The 17,897-nt window shown below is 68.6% G+C and carries 16 protein-coding genes; 6 read left to right on the forward strand and 10 right to left on the reverse strand.

What is annotated here, in order from left to right; translation table 11 throughout:
• Window positions 1-67: 67 nt before the first annotated feature.
• A complete protein-coding gene (locus tag AB0H84_RS20655) occupies window positions 68-1,117 on the reverse strand; it encodes an aldo/keto reductase (RefSeq protein ID WP_357606164.1) in 1,050 nt (349 codons plus the stop codon).
• Between the two features lie 412 nt (window positions 1,118-1,529).
• Window positions 1,530-1,799, reverse strand: a complete 270-nt coding sequence (locus AB0H84_RS20660; RefSeq protein WP_357606167.1) for a hypothetical protein — start codon at window positions 1,797-1,799, stop codon at window positions 1,530-1,532.
• Between the two features lie 317 nt (window positions 1,800-2,116).
• On the opposite strand from AB0H84_RS20660, the gene AB0H84_RS20665 reads away from it, so the two are divergent.
• Both AB0H84_RS20665 and AB0H84_RS20670 read left to right on the forward strand, forming a co-directional pair.
• On the forward strand, window positions 2,117-2,404 hold the full coding sequence (locus tag AB0H84_RS20665; protein ID WP_357606170.1) for a hypothetical protein: 288 nt from the start codon (window positions 2,117-2,119) through the stop codon (window positions 2,402-2,404).
• Between the two features lie 251 nt (window positions 2,405-2,655).
• Window positions 2,656-4,752 (forward strand): hypothetical protein, encoded by a 2,097-nt coding sequence (locus AB0H84_RS20670; RefSeq protein ID WP_357606173.1) that lies wholly within the window; start codon window positions 2,656-2,658, stop codon window positions 4,750-4,752.
• A 227-nt stretch (window positions 4,753-4,979) separates the two neighbouring features.
• Here the strand turns inward: AB0H84_RS20670 and AB0H84_RS20675 are convergent, their stop codons facing one another.
• From AB0H84_RS20675 to AB0H84_RS20710, 8 genes are all read right to left on the reverse strand, one after another.
• A complete protein-coding gene (locus tag AB0H84_RS20675) occupies window positions 4,980-5,813 on the reverse strand; it encodes a methyltransferase domain-containing protein (RefSeq protein ID WP_357606176.1) in 834 nt (277 codons plus the stop codon).
• The gene (locus tag AB0H84_RS20680; protein WP_357606179.1) at window positions 5,810-6,424 is read right to left on the reverse strand and encodes a hypothetical protein; all 615 of its coding nucleotides are present in this window, start codon (window positions 6,422-6,424) and stop codon (window positions 5,810-5,812) included. Before AB0H84_RS20680 ends, AB0H84_RS20675 begins: the two co-directional genes overlap by 4 nt.
• A 414-nt stretch (window positions 6,425-6,838) precedes the next feature.
• The gene (locus AB0H84_RS20685; protein ID WP_357606182.1) at window positions 6,839-7,114 is read right to left on the reverse strand and encodes a CHAT domain-containing protein; all 276 of its coding nucleotides are present in this window, start codon (window positions 7,112-7,114) and stop codon (window positions 6,839-6,841) included.
• Window positions 7,115-7,126: 12 nt separating this feature from the next.
• Window positions 7,127-7,327 carry a hypothetical protein gene (locus AB0H84_RS20690; protein ID WP_357606185.1) on the reverse strand — a complete coding sequence of 67 codons (201 nt, stop codon included), beginning with the start codon at window positions 7,325-7,327 and terminating at the stop codon, window positions 7,127-7,129.
• A 348-nt stretch (window positions 7,328-7,675) separates the two neighbouring features.
• The gene (locus AB0H84_RS20695; protein ID WP_357606188.1) at window positions 7,676-8,650 is read right to left on the reverse strand and encodes an aldo/keto reductase; all 975 of its coding nucleotides are present in this window, start codon (window positions 8,648-8,650) and stop codon (window positions 7,676-7,678) included.
• Window positions 8,651-8,653: 3 nt separating this feature from the next.
• On the reverse strand, window positions 8,654-9,559 hold the full coding sequence (locus tag AB0H84_RS20700; protein ID WP_357606191.1) for a carbohydrate ABC transporter permease: 906 nt from the start codon (window positions 9,557-9,559) through the stop codon (window positions 8,654-8,656).
• Window positions 9,560-9,567: 8 nt separating this feature from the next.
• Window positions 9,568-10,467, reverse strand: coding sequence for a sugar ABC transporter permease (locus AB0H84_RS20705; RefSeq protein WP_357606194.1), 900 nt, complete (start codon window positions 10,465-10,467; stop codon window positions 9,568-9,570).
• A complete protein-coding gene (locus tag AB0H84_RS20710; RefSeq protein WP_357606197.1) occupies window positions 10,464-11,891 on the reverse strand; it encodes a sugar ABC transporter substrate-binding protein in 1,428 nt (475 codons plus the stop codon). Before AB0H84_RS20710 ends, AB0H84_RS20705 begins: the two co-directional genes overlap by 4 nt.
• A gap of 238 nt (window positions 11,892-12,129) precedes the next feature.
• Between AB0H84_RS20710 and AB0H84_RS20715 the strand changes: the two genes are divergently transcribed.
• The 4 genes from AB0H84_RS20715 to AB0H84_RS20730 all read left to right on the forward strand — a co-directional run bounded on the left by AB0H84_RS20715 (window position 12,130) and on the right by AB0H84_RS20730 (window position 17,881).
• On the forward strand, window positions 12,130-13,956 hold the full coding sequence (locus tag AB0H84_RS20715) for a glycoside hydrolase family 97 catalytic domain-containing protein (RefSeq protein WP_357606200.1): 1,827 nt from the start codon (window positions 12,130-12,132) through the stop codon (window positions 13,954-13,956).
• Window positions 13,957-14,222: 266 nt separating this feature from the next.
• Window positions 14,223-15,047: a hypothetical protein gene (locus tag AB0H84_RS20720; RefSeq protein WP_357606203.1), complete on the forward strand. Its 825-nt coding sequence runs from the start codon at window positions 14,223-14,225 to the stop codon at window positions 15,045-15,047.
• An 8-nt stretch (window positions 15,048-15,055) separates the two neighbouring features.
• Window positions 15,056-16,300: a hypothetical protein gene (locus tag AB0H84_RS20725; RefSeq protein ID WP_357606205.1), complete on the forward strand. Its 1,245-nt coding sequence runs from the start codon at window positions 15,056-15,058 to the stop codon at window positions 16,298-16,300.
• Window positions 16,301-16,306: 6 nt separating this feature from the next.
• Window positions 16,307-17,881 carry a hypothetical protein gene (locus AB0H84_RS20730; RefSeq protein ID WP_357606208.1) on the forward strand — a complete coding sequence of 525 codons (1,575 nt, stop codon included), beginning with the start codon at window positions 16,307-16,309 and terminating at the stop codon, window positions 17,879-17,881.
• Window positions 17,882-17,897: the final 16 nt, after the last annotated feature.

A 17,897-nucleotide genomic window follows, 5' to 3' on the forward strand; every position in this document is an offset into this window, starting at 1 on the left:
CCGCCGCAACGGAGCCGCCCCCGTGCCCCTGGCGACCAGCGCGAACGCCGGTCGCGGCGTGAAAGTTTCAGAACTGCACGCGGCCGACGAGCGGCGGGTTGAGCCGGGCGAAGCCCTCCTGCCGCCGGTACGGGTAGTACGGGTACGGGACCGTGGTGGAGCTGGCCGCGTCCAGCCGGGCCACCTGGTCGGGCGTGAGGTTCCAGCCGATCGCCCCCAGGTTCTCGCGCAGCTGCGCCTCGTCGCGGGCCCCGATGATGACCGAGGAGACCGTCGGCCGCTGGAGCAGCCAGTTCAGGGCGACCTGGGGCACGGAGCGGCCGGTCTCCGCGGCGATCTCGTCCAGGGCGTCCACCACCGTGTACAGGTGCTCGTCCGCCACCGGCGGGCCGAAGGCGGCCGTCTTGTGCAGGCGGCTGCCCGCGGGGATGGGCCGCCCGCGTCGGACGCGTCCGGTGAGGCGGCCCCAGCCGAGCGGGCTCCACACCACCGCGCCGACGCCCTGATCGAGGCCGAGCGGCATCAGCTCCCACTCGTAGTCCCGCCCGACCAGGGAGTAGTACACCTGGTGCGCCACGTAACGCGGGTAGCCGTGCCGCTCGGCGGCGGCCAGCGACTTCATGAGCTGCCAGCCGGAGAAGTTCGAGACGCCCACGTAGCGCAGCTTGCCCGCCCTGACCAGGTCGTCCAGCGTGGACAGCACCTCCTCCACCGGGGTCGCGGCGTCGAAGGCGTGCAGCTGGAAGAGGTCGATGTGGTCGGTTTCGAGGCGGCGCAGCGCGTCGTCGACCGCCTTGATCAGCCGGGGCCGGGAGGTGCCCGCGTCGCCGGGGCCGTCGCCCGTGGGCAGGCCAGCCTTGGTGGAGATGAGGGCCCGGTCCCGCCGGCCCTTGAGCGCCTGGCCCAGCACCTCCTCCGAGGCGCCGTCGGAGTAGACGTCGGCCGTGTCGAACATCGTGACCCCCGCGTCCAGGGAGATGTCCACCAGCCGCCGGGCCTGCGCCACGTCGGTGTCGCCCCAGGCGCCGAAGAGCTCGCCCTTCCCGGCGAAGGTGCCGGCGCCGAAGCTCAACGCCGGCACCTTCAGCCCCGACGCCCCCAACTGCCGATATTCCATGAAAAATCGCTCCTTAATGGGTCATTCATTCCCTTAAGGAGTCAACGTAGCACATTAACGGGAAGTTTGTTCCGTTATGATGGCTCGCAAGACAGGGCCATGAGGGTGGAAGGAGAGCGCGGCCAGGCAGAGCAGCGCGGCCCACACCGCGCAGCAACCGCCGACGAGGGCGCCACCCCCGGCCGGTGAGCAGCGCGCCGCCGGTCATGCCTATCGCGCCTCTCGGGGCATGATCATCACTTCCCGCAGCAACCCGCAACCGGCCCCGACCAGCGCTGCCGCGACAAATGCCTGGCCAAGACCCACGCCCAGCACGTCCTGACAGCGGTAGGCGCCGACGGGATCGCCTGGCTGATCACTACACCCCGGCGTCTACCCCGACTGGCCGGCCCGGCTGACGCGGGCAACGCCGTCAGGATGGATGTGTCACAGGGCCATCGGGGCGCCAGCAGCTGGTCACCGCGTGTGGGCCGCTGTCGATCCACGCCTCCGCGCGCACGCACCCCGTACGGGTCGACAGGGCGTTGCCCCAGGAGTTGGGCGGGGCATCGCCCTGGAAGCTGGACGGCGCCTCTGCTTTGTCGTCCACGCGGTAGGCGCTGATGTGCACCCGCCACTGAGGCGAGTTGGGGCCGAGCACGTAGCCCCAGCCGGCCGAGCAGGAGGCCGAGTAGAACAGCACGACCCATCCGTACCGTTTTCCGTCGGCGCGGTGGTCCGGCGGCGCTCCAGTGGCTGCTGGTCGTCCCCGCAGCCGTTGACGTATGGGTCCTGGCCGTCGGTGATCGGATGTACGGCCGAAGCATGTGAGAGGGCTGATAAGGGGCCGACGCGGAACCCGAAGATCGCGGCGGCGGTCGCCGTGGCAGCCGCCACGCAGGACATGGTCATGATGATGATCCGTCTCGAACGAGCGCCTGACAGCGGCGGGCCCGGAGCCGGCGGCCCGGCCGGTGGGACCTCTCCGCCGAAGGAGGCCTCCGTTCGGCTGCGATCGGTGTGGACCTCTCCGCCAAGGGCGGCCTCGGTGCCACGGGCGGCCCGGTCGATCTCGGCGTGGACCTCCTCCCACCGTTCTCGCCACCGCTGCTCGGCCGCCTGGTCGCCGCCGCACCCGCGGACGAACGCCAACGTGACGTGCAGGCTGGGCAGCCGCCGGCCCTTGGAAGCCTGCGAGAGGACGGTGTGGGAGATCCCCACCATCCGCCCCATCGCCCGGTAGGTAGGCTCGCCGGCCTGACGGCGCAGGACCTGGAGATCATGCGCGAAACGCTGCAGTGGACCTGAGGTTGGATCGACCGGGCTCTCTGTCCGTCCCACAAGGCCACCTCGGCAGCTCTGACGAAGATTGTTCGGGCTTGTCAGTGATTGATTGTGATTGTTTGCGAGGCGGGACACCAGCCCTCGCGGCGCGTATGAACGAGGGCGGCGGCGCATCGGCCACGTGTCCTGGAGCGCATGGCCGGAGCCGACTTGGACCAAGCCAGACAAGCCAATTACCGCCCCAGCGGGCGGCCGACACCCCCCGGAGAGCACTCGTGGCCCGTCTCATCCACTTCCCCTGCCGGCGGCGGGGCGCACTGCTCATGAGCGTCCTGCTGGCGGCCTTATCGGTGATGTTCGGGCTCGACGCCACCGTCGCCATGGCGGACACCGCCCCACGCCTGCCAGTGCTGGTCGTGCACGGCTACAGTGACACCTGCTTCGGCATGAACGCGACGGCGAAGCAGTTCGGGCAGGCCGGCGACACGAGCATCAGCGCCTATCTCCGCTCCCACGGCTTCCCCGACGTGCGCAACGTCGGCTACTACGACCCGGCCGCCGGCATGAACTTCGCCTACGACGACGGCACGGGTGGCCCGTACGCCTACGACGAGGTGAGCAGCGGCCACTGCGACGTCAACGTCACCGACGAGACCAAGTGGTCGGGCCCCGGCAAGTGCAAGGGCACTGGCACCCCCGGCTTCGGAATGAGCGACCCGTTGGAGCACATAGCGTGCCTGTTCGCCTGGTACGTCCACGATGTGAACGTGGGTGACGCCAACCACGCGGGCACGGCTGTGGACGTGGTGGCGCACAGCATGGGCGGCCTCGTCGTACGGGCCGCGGAGTACTTCTCATCGTTCCCGGCCGACACGCACTTCACCTTCCCGCCGCCGATCTACATCCGCCGGGTCGTCACCGTCGCCACTCCGCACGACGGGCTTCAGGGCGCGGTCGCGTACTTCTACAACAAGCCGAAGTTCCAGGACCAGGAGGTCATGGACATGACGGTCTGCAAGGGCTACGCGGACACCTGCACGGTGACCGCCGCCAACGTCGGGGCCAACCAGAACGACCCGGACAACAAGCCCGAGAATCTCCGCACCTCTTGGATCATGAAGAAGCTGCACACCGTCACCTACAAGCCGGGCGGAGCGGACGGACGTACGTTCTGGGCGCTGATCGGCGCCTCGGTTGCGTGCGACAGCTGGCTCGACGGGCGCATGGCCAACACCTGCTGGGTGACCGATCCGGCCGGCCCGTACCACCCGTTCACCGGGACCGACTTCGTGGTGCAGTCTGACTCGATGCTCGCCATGCCGGCCGACGTCAAGATCATGTACGGCAAGGTAGAGCACTTCGACGAGGGCGCCCAGAAGATCATCGCCTACGACTCCGGCGGTCCGGCCTACACCCACGAGGCCAATACCTGCTTCAATCCGGGCCTGGGCTGGCCGATGCCCGAAAAGGTGTGCGCCACCGCGCCGTTCTACCTCAACGACGCCAGGTCCGGCTCGACCAAGGCCTTCGCCTGCACTGCCTCCTGTAACGGCAACACCGGCGACGCGGGCATGAACGACGTGAAGTACACCGGCTCCGCTGTCACCGAGCCGTACTCACTGGCCCAGATCGCCGCGCTGCTCCCGCCGCCACCTGCGTACGACACCACGGCGCTGGTGCTGCGCTCCGACTACAGCAAGAGCTACGTGAGCGCCGAACTCGGCTCCGACTACACCGGCAAGACTCCCGACCGTCTCGGCATGCTCCGGGCGCGGGCCGCGAGCCCGGGGTCGTGGGAGGCGTGGACCGAGGTCTTCCTCTCCAGTGGCCACATCGCGCTTCGCAACAACGCCAGCGGCAAATACGTCTCCGTGGAACTGAACTACCCCGGGGCCGACCAGAACGAGCTCAGAGCGCGCTCCGACACCATCGGCCCGTGGGAGACCTTCGACCTGGTGTGGAACTCCGACCACACCTACTCCCTGTGGTCGGTGGCGGTCCGCAAGTACGTCTCGGCCGAGATGAGCTACACGGGCTACAACCAGTACGAGTTACGGGCCCGCGCCGATTCGATCGGCCCCTGGGAGAGGTTCCTGAACGACAACGCGGGCGGCGCTTCCGGCTGCTTCCAATATGCGTGCGACAATCTCGACCCCACCCAGTCCTTCAGCACCCAGAACCGCGCGGCGTGCAACGCGGGCGCCTACCACCGTTTCAGGCGGCACCGTACAGGGCGACGACGGCACGCTGGAGCTCCGCTGGGGTCCCAACTGCCAGGTCAACTGGGCGCGCTTCACCCCATCCGGCAACGGCCAGACCTACTATCTATGGGTCGGACGTCAGGATCCCGGCTTCAACGTGCCAGGGTATGAGTTCACTGGCACCGCCGGGGTTAACTACTACTCGAACCAGGTGTATTCACCCGGAAAAGCGCAGGCCTGCATCCTGCAGTGGACTGGCAGCACCTGGGAAAAGCAGCTCTGCACCGACTGGTTGTGACCGGCACACCGACGGGGCCGTGGCCCGCACGGCGCCGTCGGCAGTTCGATGCGGTTGCTGACCTGCAAGATGTCAGGTTGTTCCGAATGATGCCGGCGCGTCACTCGATTTGGGCCGTGACAATCCATGCCGAGGCACGTAGTCGTACGGTGCTGTCGCGTTCATAACGGCGCAACGCTTCTGCCAGCGCGGCCCGGACTCGCGCCATGGCGGCCTCTTCAGCACCAGAGACGAAGCCGGCCAGTTGAACGTCGAGCAGGAAATCCGTAGCGTGGGCGGCATCGTCGCCCAACTCGGTGAGGTACTCCACGGGGGACGTCGCAATGGCCGTGAAGCCCGCGTCGTTGAGCACGTCGCGGATGTGCGTCGGGTCGGTGAAGTCTGCGACTCCTCCCAGGCGTCCTTGGAGATCCGGGGTGGGAAGATGCTGGGCCAGCGTGTCGAAGATCACGTCCGTCTGGTTCTTGCCGGCGCGGTGACACAGGAACGCCAGGCGGCCCTTGGGGCGGAGCGACCGTCTGACGTTGGCGAACGCGGCGACGGGGTCGTCGAAGAACATGACCCCGGCGCGGCTGATGGCCACCTCGAAGTGCGCGTCGCTCAGCGGGTGGACTTGGGCGTCGCCGCGCTCGAAGGTGATGTTGCCGATGGCTTGCTCTGCGGAGATGCGTCGGGCGATCTCCAGCAGCGGAGTCGACAGGTCGATCCCGACGGCATGCCCGCGGGCCGCGTGACGTGCGGCGATCCGAGTGGTTTCCCCCGTACCGCAGCCGATGTCCAGGACCCTGTCACGCTCGCCGATGCCTGCGGCGGCGAACAAGTGCTCGTTGGCGGGCGCGGCCATGCGATCCAGACGTTGATAGTGATCGGCCCAGCGCCTGCCTTCCTCACCGTTCCACGCCTCCTCCTGCCTGACATTGGCCACGAGCGTCATGAGGACGCCTCCGCATCGCTCAACTGCTTGACGAAGTGCCCGCGGCAGTGGGTGCAGCAGAAGCCGTAAGTCTTCCCGCCGCGCTCCAGGATGACAGCGTCCTGGAGCGGGACGGTGGCGCCGCAGACCGGATCGACGATCATGTCGTCCGGGACTGGAGCGGCAGGGCCGGTTTTGGCTTGCTCGATCAGTTGCAGGACGTCGGCGGAGCGCTGGGCGCGCCCGTGCAGTCCGTAGCCGCCCTCAGGAAGGCTGATCACGTGCACTATGGCCCGCGGCTCGGGATTGCCTTCCGCCTGCGCCAGTTCTGCGGTGATGCGGGCGATGAGGTGCTCGCTCATCTCCTTTCCCCACATCCCGGCGATCACGTTCACCACGTACCAGGTGCCCTGCGACGCGTCGAGCAGCCGCCCGGCGGCGTTCCATACCTCCTCCTCGCGCACCACCACATGGCTGAGCGAATCGAACAGGTCGATCACGCCGGGATCGGCAGCCACCGTCTCCCCATCCACGGCCGACAACAGGCGCCGCCCGGTCAGCCGCCCGGCGAGGCTTCGGCGCTCCTGCTCATCGAAAACACCCCTGGGCACCAGTAGCTCAACGAACAGCATCGTCTGATTCGTCCTTTTCGAAGAGGGTCCATCAGTGGAAATGCTTCCGCGCCGGATCCCTCTCCGTCATCGGCCCAGAGGCGACTCTCCCGGCTACCTCGCCAGTCGTAGCGGGCAGGCACTCTACGACTTGGGGAGTAGTGCGGTGGGCTCTCCTCCTCGTGGGGACCCGCGACGTCGCTGTCGGAGACGTCTTCGATGTTGCGTGGTAGTCGCCGGCACTCGGAAGGCGTGCCGTCGACGGTGAAGGAGTCGAAGGTCGCCATTTCGGTGCGTCCGATCCCGCGGTTGAGTTGGGGGATCGCCGTCGTTGGATCACCGTCTGAACTGATGGCCTTCTCAGCGAGCAGGCGCCGTGGGCGAGAAGAACAGCTCTGCCAGCCGGGACAGCTTCCAGGTAGTAGGGACGCAGGTTCATGGGACGGCAATCCACGACCACGCCTGTTCCGTCAGCGCCGTCACCAAGGTCGTGGCGGACGGTGGGGCAGGCGGCGTGTTCCTGGCGCGAAGCAGGGCTTGCAGGGTGGGCGTGTAGGAGGAGACGACATACTCGCCGGCCCACGTGGTGGTGCCGCCAGGACGGTGCCGGCCGGTGGCGTGCAGCGGCAACGTGGTCAGCGGTCCGGTCGGGCACCACCAGATCCTGGATCCTACGGGCAGTGCGAGCGCGTGGAGGACGGGTTGCGTCACGGCGTCCCACAGTCACTCCAGGGTGGCCAGCACGGTCTGTGTTGCGGCGGTCGAGGTCGCACGACCCTGGGGCGCCACGGCCAGGGCCCGCTGGAAGGCACGGGCTCGCCGGGTGGCCGCGTCCTTGCTGAGCCCGGGGAGCGGGAGCACGCACAGCCCACCGGTGGTGAGCAGCAGCGCGTCGCAGCGGAGGCGATCCACGTTGACGATCACGACGGGTCCCCGGTCCGCGGTCTGCAGCAGGTCAGTGAAGTCGGGGGGCCGCAGGAACGCCGCGAAGCCGGGCAGCTCCCGGACCTGGTCGCGCAGCTCGCTGAACCGGGTCGTGGCGTGGCGCCGCCGATCCGCCTCCTGATGTGAGGCAGCGAATCGCCGGCCGCAGGCCGTGAGCTCGGCGAGGGCGACGTGAATCTTGGACGCGACATGGAGCAGCGTCCACGCGGCCGCTGCCCAGGCGGTTCATCGTCCGCTCCACGTCGTCATGCCACGATCGTGCCGGTCGCCTGGGCAGCGGCGGCTCCCCGGAGGAGCGAAGGTTCTGGCTCCTGCGGGGGAGAGGATCTATGCCTCGATGCCCGCCTCCTTGGCGGCGCGGTCGATGGTCGCCAGCTCGTCCTCGGTGAAGTCGAGCCGGTCCACGGCGGCCACGTTCGCCTCCAGCTGCTCGGGGCTGGAGGCGCCGACCAGCACCGAGGTGATGCGCGGGTCCCTGAGCGCCCAGGCCAGGGAGAGCTGCGCCACCGTCTGGCCGCGGGACGAGGCCAGCTCCGCGAGCGCCCGCACGAACGCCAGCACCTCCGGCGTGACCCTGTCGGGCGTCAGGAAGCGGCCTTCCGCCGCCCGCGAGTCGGCGGGGATGCCGTCGAGGTAGCGGTCGGTGAGCAGGCCCTGGGCCAGCGGCGAGTAGACCACGCAGCCGACGCCCTCCTGCTCGAGCACGCCCAGCAGGCCGCGCTCGATCTGCCGGTTGAGCAGCGAGTAGGACGGCTGGTGGATCAGCAGCGGGGTGCCGAGGTCACGCAGCAGCCGGGCGATCTGCGCGGTGCGCTCCGGCGAGAAGTTGGACACGCCCACGTACAGGGCGCGCCCCGTGCGGACCATGTGGTCGAGCGTGGCCGCCTGCTCTTCCAGCGGCGTGTCCTCGTCGTCGCGGTGCAGGTAGAAGATGTCCACGTAGTCGAGGCCGAGCCGCCCCAGCGACCGGTCGAGCGTGGCGAGCAGGTGCTTGCGCGAGTTGCCCTTGCCGTACGGGCCGTCCCACATGGGGTTGCTGCCCTTGGTGGTGACGACCACCTCGTCCCGCAGCGACCTCGGCAGCAGCCGGCTGAACGTCTCCTCCGCGGCGCCGAGCGGCGGGCCGTAACGGTCGGCGATGTCGAAGTGCGTGATGCCCAGGTCGAGCGCCTTGGTGAAGATGGCGCGCTGGCTGTCGAGGGATTTGCCCCCGCCGAAGTTGTGCCACAGGCCGAGCGACACGGCGGGGAGAAGGAGACCACTGCGGCCGCACCTTCGGTACGGCTGACGTTCGTACTCCAACGATTACCTTCCTGCGATTCCGGTGAGCGTGACTCCCCGGATGAACGTCTTCTGTGCCAGGAAAAAGATGATAAGGATGGGCAGCATCGACACTAGCGCGACGGCCATCATCTGGTTGTACTGGGTCACGTACTGACCGTTGAACATGCCGAGCCCCTGCGCGAGGGTGATCTTCTCCATCGACCGCAGGTAGATGGAGTTCTCCAGGTACTGGTTCCAGTTGGCGACGAAGGAGAACAGGCAGATCGCCGCGATAGCGGGCTTGGCCAGCGGCAGCATGACGCTCCACAGGATGCGCAGCTCCGAGGCCCCGTCGATGCGGGCGGCGTCGATGAGCTCCTGCGGGATCGTGGTGAAGAACTGGCGCAGCAGGAAGATGTAGAGCGCGACGCCGAAGAACTCCGGCACGATCAGCGGCAGGTACGTGTCGACCCAGCCGAGCTTGGAGAACATCACGAACTTCGGCACCAGCGTGATCTCGCGCGGGATCATCATGGTCGCCAGCAGCGCCGTGAACATGACACCCGCCGCCCGCGCCCGCAGCCGGGCGAACGCGTACGCGGGCAGGATGCACGAGATGAGGTTGCCCGCCATGGAGAGCGCGGTGATCACGATCGTGTTCAGCAGGAAGCGGTTGAACGGCAGCGACCCGGTCCAGCCCTTGAGGTAGTTGTCGAAGTGGAAGGAGTCGGGCAGCCACTGCGGCGGGAAGGCCAGGTTCTCGGCGTCCGACTTGAGCGAGGTCGTCACCATCCACAGGAACGGCAGCAGGAACACCGCCGAGCTGATGGCCAGCAGGATGTACGCGCCGGAGCGCCGGATCCTCCTGACGCGCTCGGCCTGCTCCGAGGTCAGGGAGGTGCCCGGCCTGGTGGGGCGCGCGGTCTTGACCGCGGTCTCGACGAGCATCGGCGACCTCACTTGAACTCGTAGTGCACCCAGCGCCGGGCCAGGCTGAACTGAATCGCGGTCACGGCGATGACCAGCACGAACATCGCCCACGACAGCGTGGCCGCATAGCCCATGTCGAAGTAGACGAACGCGTGCCGGTAGATGTAGAGCCCCAGGACCATCGTCGCGTTGCCGGGACCGCCCTCGGTCATGACCAGGATGAGCACGTAGCTCTGCAGCGCCGCGATGAACCCCGTCACCACGTTGAAGAAGATGACCGGCGACATCATCGGCACGGTCACGCTCCAGAACCGGCGCCACCACCCCGCCCCGTCGATCTCGGCGGCCTCGTAGAGCGTCCTCGGGATGCCCTGCAGCCCGGCCAGGTAGATGACGATCGTGTTGCCCGCGCCCCACACGCTCATCAGCACGAGCCCGGGGATGGCCCACTCCTGCGAGGCCAGCCAGCCGGGACCCTCGATGCCGAACGACGCCAGCACCTTGTTGATCAGCCCGTAGTCGGGGTGCAGGATGTTCAGCCAGAGCAGCGCCGTGGCCAGGCCCGACACCACCGAGGGCAGGTACATCACGGTGCGGAACAGGCCCTGGAAGCGCAGCGGCTGGTTGAGCAGCAGCGCCAGCAGGAACGTGAACGTCACGCCGAGCGCCACCGAGCCGAGGCCGTACTCCACGGTGTTCCCGATCGACTCCCAGAACTCGGGGTCGTTGACCATGCGTACGTAGTTGGCGAAACCCACCCACTTCGGCGCCTGCAGGAGGTTCCACTGCATGAAGCTCAGCACGATGGCGGCGAGGATCGGGCCCGCGCTGAAGAGCACGAACCCGGCCACCCACGGCGAGACGAACAGGTGGAAGCGCCGCGCCTCGCGGCGCGCCAGCGGAGTGCGGACGCTGACGGCGGTCATGCGATCTTGTTCTCGGCCAGGATGGGGGTGACCTTGTCGGCGATCTCCTTCAGCGCGTCGTCCACGCTGACCTTGCCGAGCATCGCGCGTTCCCAGATGGGCTTGGCGGTGTCGACGACCTTCTTGTTGGCCGGCAGGCGCAGCACGCCGTCGTCGGAGGCGTAGTCGGCCAGGACGTCCTTGACCAGCTTCGCCGTCTCCTCGGGGATGCCGACGGCCTTGGCGTTGGCGTCCCAGGCGGACTGGCGGGCGGGCGAGGTGATCTGGCGGAACTTGTAGCCCGAGGACGACAGGAACTCGTGCATGTAGAGCCACGCGGCGTCCTTGTTCTTCGACGCGGCCGTCATCACCAGCGCGCTGCCCACGGCCGGGGTGAAGCGGCCGTCGGGGCCCTTGGGCACGTGCGTGGCGCCCCACTTGAACGCCTTCTGCTTGGACAGCTCCAGCATCAGCCAGGCGCCGTTGATCAGCATGGCCGCGTGCCCGGTCTTGAACGGGTCCACCTTCTCCAGCAGCTGCAGCTCGGCCAGGCTCGGCACCGCCTTGTCCTTGAGCAGCAGGTCGAGCCAGCGCCCCATGGCCTGCCTGGCCTTGGGCTCGTTGATCAGCACCGTGGACTCGGAGGCGTCCAGGAACCGGCCGCCGAACGGCATCAGGAAGACGGCGCTGAGGTCGGGGGCCGGCACCGGCATGGGGGAGAAGCCGTAGATCTTCCCCGCGCCCGACCCGCTGGTCATCTTCCTGGCCGTCTCGAAGAGCTTGTCGAACGTCCAGCTCTCGTCCGGGTAGTCGATGCCCGCCTTGTCGAACAGGTCCTTGTTGTAGAAGAGCAGCTTGGGCGCCATGTCGGTGGGCAGGCCGTACAGCTTGCCGTCGCGCTTGAAGTAGCCGAGCCCGCGCTGGGGGATGTCGTCCATGTCGAACTCGGGCGTCCTGGCGATGTACTCGTCCACGGGATGCAGCATCTGGTTGGCGATGAGGTTCTGCGTCCAGGAGTAGTGGTTGTAGAGCACGTCGGGCAGCGTGCCGCCGGCCGCCTGGGCCATGTACTTCGTCAGGAACTGGTCGAAGGGCGACGACTCGCGCTTGATCTCGATGTTCGGGTGGCGCTTCTTGAAGAAGAAGTCGAACTGGGCGTTGCGCACCTCGGTGACGGCGTCCGTGGTCATCGCCACCGTGATCGTCACCTTGGACGCCGGGTCGGGCACGTCCGTCTTCGGCCAGGTGAGCGAGTGGTCGAGCTGCTCGGCCGCCTCGAACGGCCAGGCGTCGCTGCCCGGCCGGTTGGGGTCGATCAGCTGGGCGCCGGACTGCACCGGAGCCGCGGCCTGCTTCTGCTGCCTGGTGTCCGCGCAGGCGGACAGCACGGGCGCGGTCGCGGCCGCCACCGCCAGGGCCAGCATCTGGCGACGGTTCATCTCCATGGAGGGCCTCTCAAAGGAAGAGCTCGATCACCGAGTGGATGAACAGCCCGAATCGTGGCTCACGGAACTCGGCCGGCCGGGCGGCAGAGGTCGGACGTATCGACAGGCTGGTGGGCTGTTCTGAGGGCAGTCCGTGAGGCATGGCCGTACCGTAGACCCGGTAATTAACTTCGTCAAGAATTGAATTGAAAGCGCTTTCCCCCTAGTGTCTAGCGCACTGTGAGGAGATTCGGGCGCCTTGAGCGACCGCCGCACCGCGCCTATGGGCGGCCAGTGCGGCGCGATCGACTCCTCCTATCTCTTCTCTCCTGGAGGCACCGTGCCGAACTGGACGCTCAGCGACGAGGACCTGGAAGCAGCGCTCGCCCTCTCCCCTTCGGGAGAGCTCACGCTCGAGGTGCGCCACGCCGGCCGGGTGGTGATCGAGCCCTCCCGGCTCGGGATCAGGACCGCGCACGAGGACCTGAGCCGGGGGCTCGTCCTGTCCGGGATGTCCGAGCGGCGGATCGAGGAGTCCTATCGGACGGTGATCGGCAAGCGGCGCGAGCACCACTACGAGGCCGGCGAGTGGACGCTGTCGTTCACCAAGGGCACGCACCGGCTCGACCTGCAGATCCGCGTCGGCGGGCACGGCGTGGCGTACCGGTACGTGGTGCCGTGGACGGGGCCGGTCACCGTCGTGGAGGAGGTCTCGGAGTACGTGGTGCCGGGCGCGGCCCGCGCGGTGCTGCTCCCGTACGAGAACGGCCGGTGCGACTACGAGGAGATCCACCGGCACGGCACCGTCGCCGACGCCGAGCCCATCCTGTACGGCTACCCCTCGCTCTTCGAGACCGGCGGCTCCTGGCTGCTGGTCACCGAGTCGAACCTGGACAGCGGCTACGCCGGCTCCCGCCTGCGCTTCGACGGCCACGCGTTCCGGCTCGACCTGCCCGACCCGTACGTGACCGCGGCCAGCCCGCTGACCACGCCCTGGCGCACGCTGATCGTCGGCGACCTGGCCACGATCGTGGAGAGCGACCTGGTCACCAGCCTCGCGGCGCCGTCCGAGGTCGAGGACACCTCCTGGATCAGGCCGGGCGCCGCCGCCTGGTCGTGGTGGTCCGACGGCCCCTCCACCCGCGACCTGGCCGCCCAGCAGCGCTGGGTCGACTTCGCCGCCCGCAACGGCTGGCCGTACGTGCTGGCCGACGCGGGCTGGAACAAGGAGTGGATGCCCGAGCTGATCTCCTACGCCACCGAGAAGGGCGTCGGCGTCTGGCTCTGGTCGCACTGGCAGCACGTGGACACCGAGCTGGAGCACCGCGAGAAGCTCGCGCTCTGGAAGGAGTGGGGCGCGGCCGGCGTGAAGATCGACTTCACCGAGTCCGACGGCCAGGACCGGATGCGCTGGTTCGACGCCATCCTGGCCGCCACCGCCCGGCTGAAGCTCATGGTGGTCTTCCACGGCGGCACCATCCCGCGCGGCACCGAGCGCACCTGGCCGCAGTTCATGACCGCAGAAGCGGTCAAGGGCGCCGAGTGGATCAAGCCGAAGCCCGGCAAGCAGCCGCTCTACCAGCCCGCTCACTACCTGTCGCTGGCCTTCACCCGCAACGTGCAGGGCCCGATGGACTTCACGCCGTGCACGTTCACCGGCGTGCGCACGATCTCGGCCGGGTTCGAGCTCGCGCTGTCGGTGCTCTTCGAATCCGGCGTCCAGCACTTCGCCGACGGCATCGAGGCCTACGAGGCCCGGCCGGAGGCCCTGCGGCTGCTGTCGGCCGTCCCCACCGCCTGGGACGAGACGCGGCTGCTCTCCGGCGACCCCGCCGACCACATCCTGCTGGCCAGGAGGAGCGGCGGCGAGTGGTACGTCGGCGCGGGCGTGTCTGGCGAGGCCCGCACGCTCACCGTGCCGCTCGACTTCCTCGACCAAGGGGAGTGGGCGGCCGAGATCTACCGGGACGCCCCGGGCGACCGGATCCTCGCCGAGACGGTCACCGTCTCCGCCGGGGGCAAGCTCGACCTCGCCGTTCCCCCCAACGGCGGGTTCACCCTCCATCTGAGGAGAGAGCTCTCTTGACTTCCGCCTCACGACTGATGCCGGGAGACTCCAACCCTCGCGAGTTGGACCTTCCTGCTTCACCGGCAGCCGCCGTCCCGGTCAAGGCGAGGGACGGGAAACCGTCCGACGGTCTTACACAGCCTCCACAGGCGTCACATCCCGCCAGCCCGGCGGTAGGTCCGGCGGCTTGGTTCTCGCCGCCGGACGAGCAGAACGATAACGCAGAGTCAGTGGTCGCATACGACGTTTCCAGAAGTTGGAACCTAGATCCTCACGGAGGACCGATGACTAAGCGAATCACAGGTGTCTTAGCCGCACTGGCGCTCGCCGCCGCCCTGCCCGCCGCCGCCCTGCCCGCCGCCGCCCTGCCCGCCGCCGCCCTGCCCGCCACCCCGGCCGCCGCGGCCGCGTGGACGCTGCGCTGGAGCCCGAACCCCGCGAACGACACGGTCGCCGAGGCGTTCGAGGGCATCGAGGACGACCGCTCCGACTCCCACCCCGGCGTGACGCACATCTACGTCTCCGGCGACGCGTACCGCTTCGACATGCACACCCGCGACCGCGACGGCGACGACCGCCAGCGCAACGAGGTCAAGGGCATGCGGACCGGCGGCAGCTCGTACCTCAAGATCCTCGAGAACGAGACCTGGCGCATCGGCTATCAGATGTACATCCCGGCCTCGCTCGACGCCACCAGCGGCTTCTCGCACATTGCGCAGATGAAGGTGCCCGGCTCCGGCGCGCCCCTCTACACGATGTCGCTGCCGGTCTCCGGCGGCACCCAGAAGATCAACGTACGGTACTGGGACGAGTCCGAGCAGACCCACGAGGTCGGCAGCACGAACCTGGAGCCGATCCAGGGCAAGTGGGTGGACACCACGTTCGAGTTCAAGGCGTCCGACAGCGGTTACCTGCGCTGGACGCTCAAGGACGGCTCGACCACGCTGGTCGACAAGCGATTGGACAACACCGACCTGTGGCGCGGCGACGACGAGTACCTGCGGCCCAAGTGGGGCATCTACCGCAGCATCAACAGCTCGGGCCTGCAGAACACCTACCTGCTGGTCAGGAACCTCAAGGCCTACCAGCTCACCGGCGCGAGCGAGTGAGCGGCCGGATGAGGCGAACGCACAACCTGCGCCGGGCGGGCGTCCTGGCAGCGCTCGCGCTGGTGGCGGCGTCCGCGGCGCAGCCGGTGAGCACGGCGGGGGCGGCCACCGCTCCCGCCGCGTCTCCCACCGGCCGCTGGGAGACGCGGTGGAGTCCCAGTCCGTGGCGCGACGGCGTCAACGCGTTCGAGGCGCTCGAGGACGACCGGCGCGGCTCGCACCCGGAGGGGCTGCCGCACGTCCACGCCGAGAGGAACTACTGGCGCTTCGACGCCCATCTGGAGGACCGCGACGGCTCCGACCGCATGCGCAACGAGGTGCGCGGCATGCGCGCCGCCGACGGCACGCCGCTGGAGATCCGCAAGGACGAGACCTGGCGGATCACGTACCAGATGTACATCCCGGACACCCTCGACGCGACCACCAACTTCACCCACATCTGGCAGCTGAAGAACTCCGACGTCGGCACCCCGATCGCGCAGATCTCGCTGCCGGTCGTGAACGGCGTGCAGAAGATCGCGGCCCGCTACTGGACGCCGGCGGACAACAAGTCGCACGACTTCGCGACCGCCGATCTCGAGCCGATCCAGAACAGGTGGGTCACCACCACCATCGAGTTCAAGTCGGGCGACGCCGGCTACATGCGGTGGGTGCTGCGCGACGGCCCGAAGAACGGCTCGCGGACGATCGTGGACCAGCGGGTCGACGGCATCGACCTCTGGTGGACGCAGGAGCAGTACAACCGGCCCAAGTGGGGCATCTACCGCAGCATCAAGAGCGCCGGGCTGCAGGAGACGTACCTGCTGGTCAAGGAGCTGAAGGCCGAGCAGCTCGGGCCCGCGACGCCGCCGGTGAAGCTGCCGCCGCCGGACCGGAGCCCGGGGACTTACGAGGCCGAGCGGGCCGGCAACGTCTTCGAGGGCGCGGCCGAGCCCGCGTACTGCGCCGTCTGCTCCGGCGGGCGGAAGGTGATCCTCATCGGCGGCAACGTCTACGACTACGCCGTCGTCAGAGGCGTGCTGTCGGAGACCACCGGGACCCGGCAGATGACCGTGTACGCGCTGGTGGACGGCTCGCAGTCGTTCTCGGTCAGCGTCAACGGCGGCGACGCTATCCAGGTGCCGATGACCGGGACCAAGGACACGGTGACGACCGCGACGGTGCCGGTGGACCTGGTGGCCGGGGTCAACACGATCCGCTTCTTCGGCCTCACGACGCGCGGCCCCGAACTCGACAAGATCGTCATCAGGTAGGTGGACATGGCACATGACCTCAGCAGGCGGGCGGTGCTCGCCGCGGGCGGCGCGCTCGCGCTCTCCGCAGCGGGCGCGGTACCGGCCGGCGCCTCGCCACTCTGGCAGTCCCGCCTGGTGCGCTACGACCGGCGGGGACGGCTCGTGTACGAGCAGGACGCGGAGGGCAACCGCATCCCGGACTTCAGCCACGCCGGCTACCGCAACGGCGAGCGCCCGATCCCCCACGTGCCGGTCGTCAAGACCATCCGCCCGGTGGAGGGCGACAACACGGCCCACGTCCAGGCGGCCCTGGACGAGGTGGCCGCGCTGCCCCGCGAGCGGCGCGGCGCCCTGCTCCTGCTGCCCGGCCGCTACCCGGTGGCGGGCACCCTGTACGTACGGGCGAGCGGCATGGTGCTGCGCGGCACGGGCGACGGCGAGGACCCGGCGAGCAACACGATCATCAAGGCCACCGGCAACACGCCACAGGACCGCGACGTGATCGTGGCCGGCGGGAGCGCGGGCGGCGGCTGGACCGGCGAGGTCCCTGGCACCCGCACCGAGATCACCACCGACCTCGTGCAGGTGGGATCGCGGGAGTTCGAGGTGGCGAGCCCCGGCTCGCTGCGGCCCGGCGACAACATCGTGATCACCCACCCCTGCACCGAGGAGTGGCTGAAGGCCATCGACTACGGCGGCCACGACGTGGGGCCCGCCTGGAAGGTGGGGGAGCATCCCATCATCTACAACCGGTACGTCCGCGAAGTCTCCGGCAACAGGGTGAAGATCGACGTACCGGTCTTCAACCACCTCAACCGCGCCTTGTCCCCGTCCTTCCTCTACAAGTGGGACAGGGCCGGGCTCGTCACCCAGGTGGGGGTGGAGCGGCTCCGCGTGGACATCGAGTATCACGGCGACCCCGAGCAGGACGAGGAGCACGCCTACAACGCGATCGTCCTGCTGCGCACCGAGGACTCCTGGGTGCGGGACTGCACCATGCTCCACTTCACCCAGGCCGGGGTCGCCACCCAGGAGACCACCCGCGCCACGGTCGAGAACTGCCGGGCCGTCGACCCGGTCAGCATCGTCACCGGGAGCAGGCGGTACAACTTCAACACCTACGTCTACTCCCAGCAGGTGCTCTTCCGCGACTGCTACGCGTACAAGGCCCGGCACGCGTTCGTCTCCAACGGGCACAGCACGGTCTCGGGAATCGTCTTCCTGCGGGGCACGTCGGAGTACGCGCTCAACTCCAGCGAGGGCCACCGGCGCTGGTCGCAGGGCCTGCTGTTCGACGGCCACCAGGACATCGACCCGCACTACGACTACACGCTCGGCCTCTACAACCGGGGCCGCTACGGCACCTCGCACGGATGGTCGGCGGCCCACTCGGTGGCCTGGAACTGCGACGTGTCGACCAGCAGGCTGATCGTGCAGAAGCCGCCGACCGCCCAGAACTACGCGATCGGCTGCCGCGGCACGATCACGGGCGACGGGCCGTTCCAGCAGCCGGCCGGGTACATCGAGGGCGCGAACCAGCCCGGGCTCGCCCCACCCTCGCTCTACCAGGCCCAGTTCCTGGACCGCCTCCGCCCCTGACGCGGACCGGGGCGCA

The sequence above is a fragment of the Nonomuraea sp. NPDC050786 genome (assembly GCF_040654115.1).
Taxonomy (GTDB): Bacteria; Actinomycetota; Actinomycetes; order Streptosporangiales; family Streptosporangiaceae; genus Nonomuraea.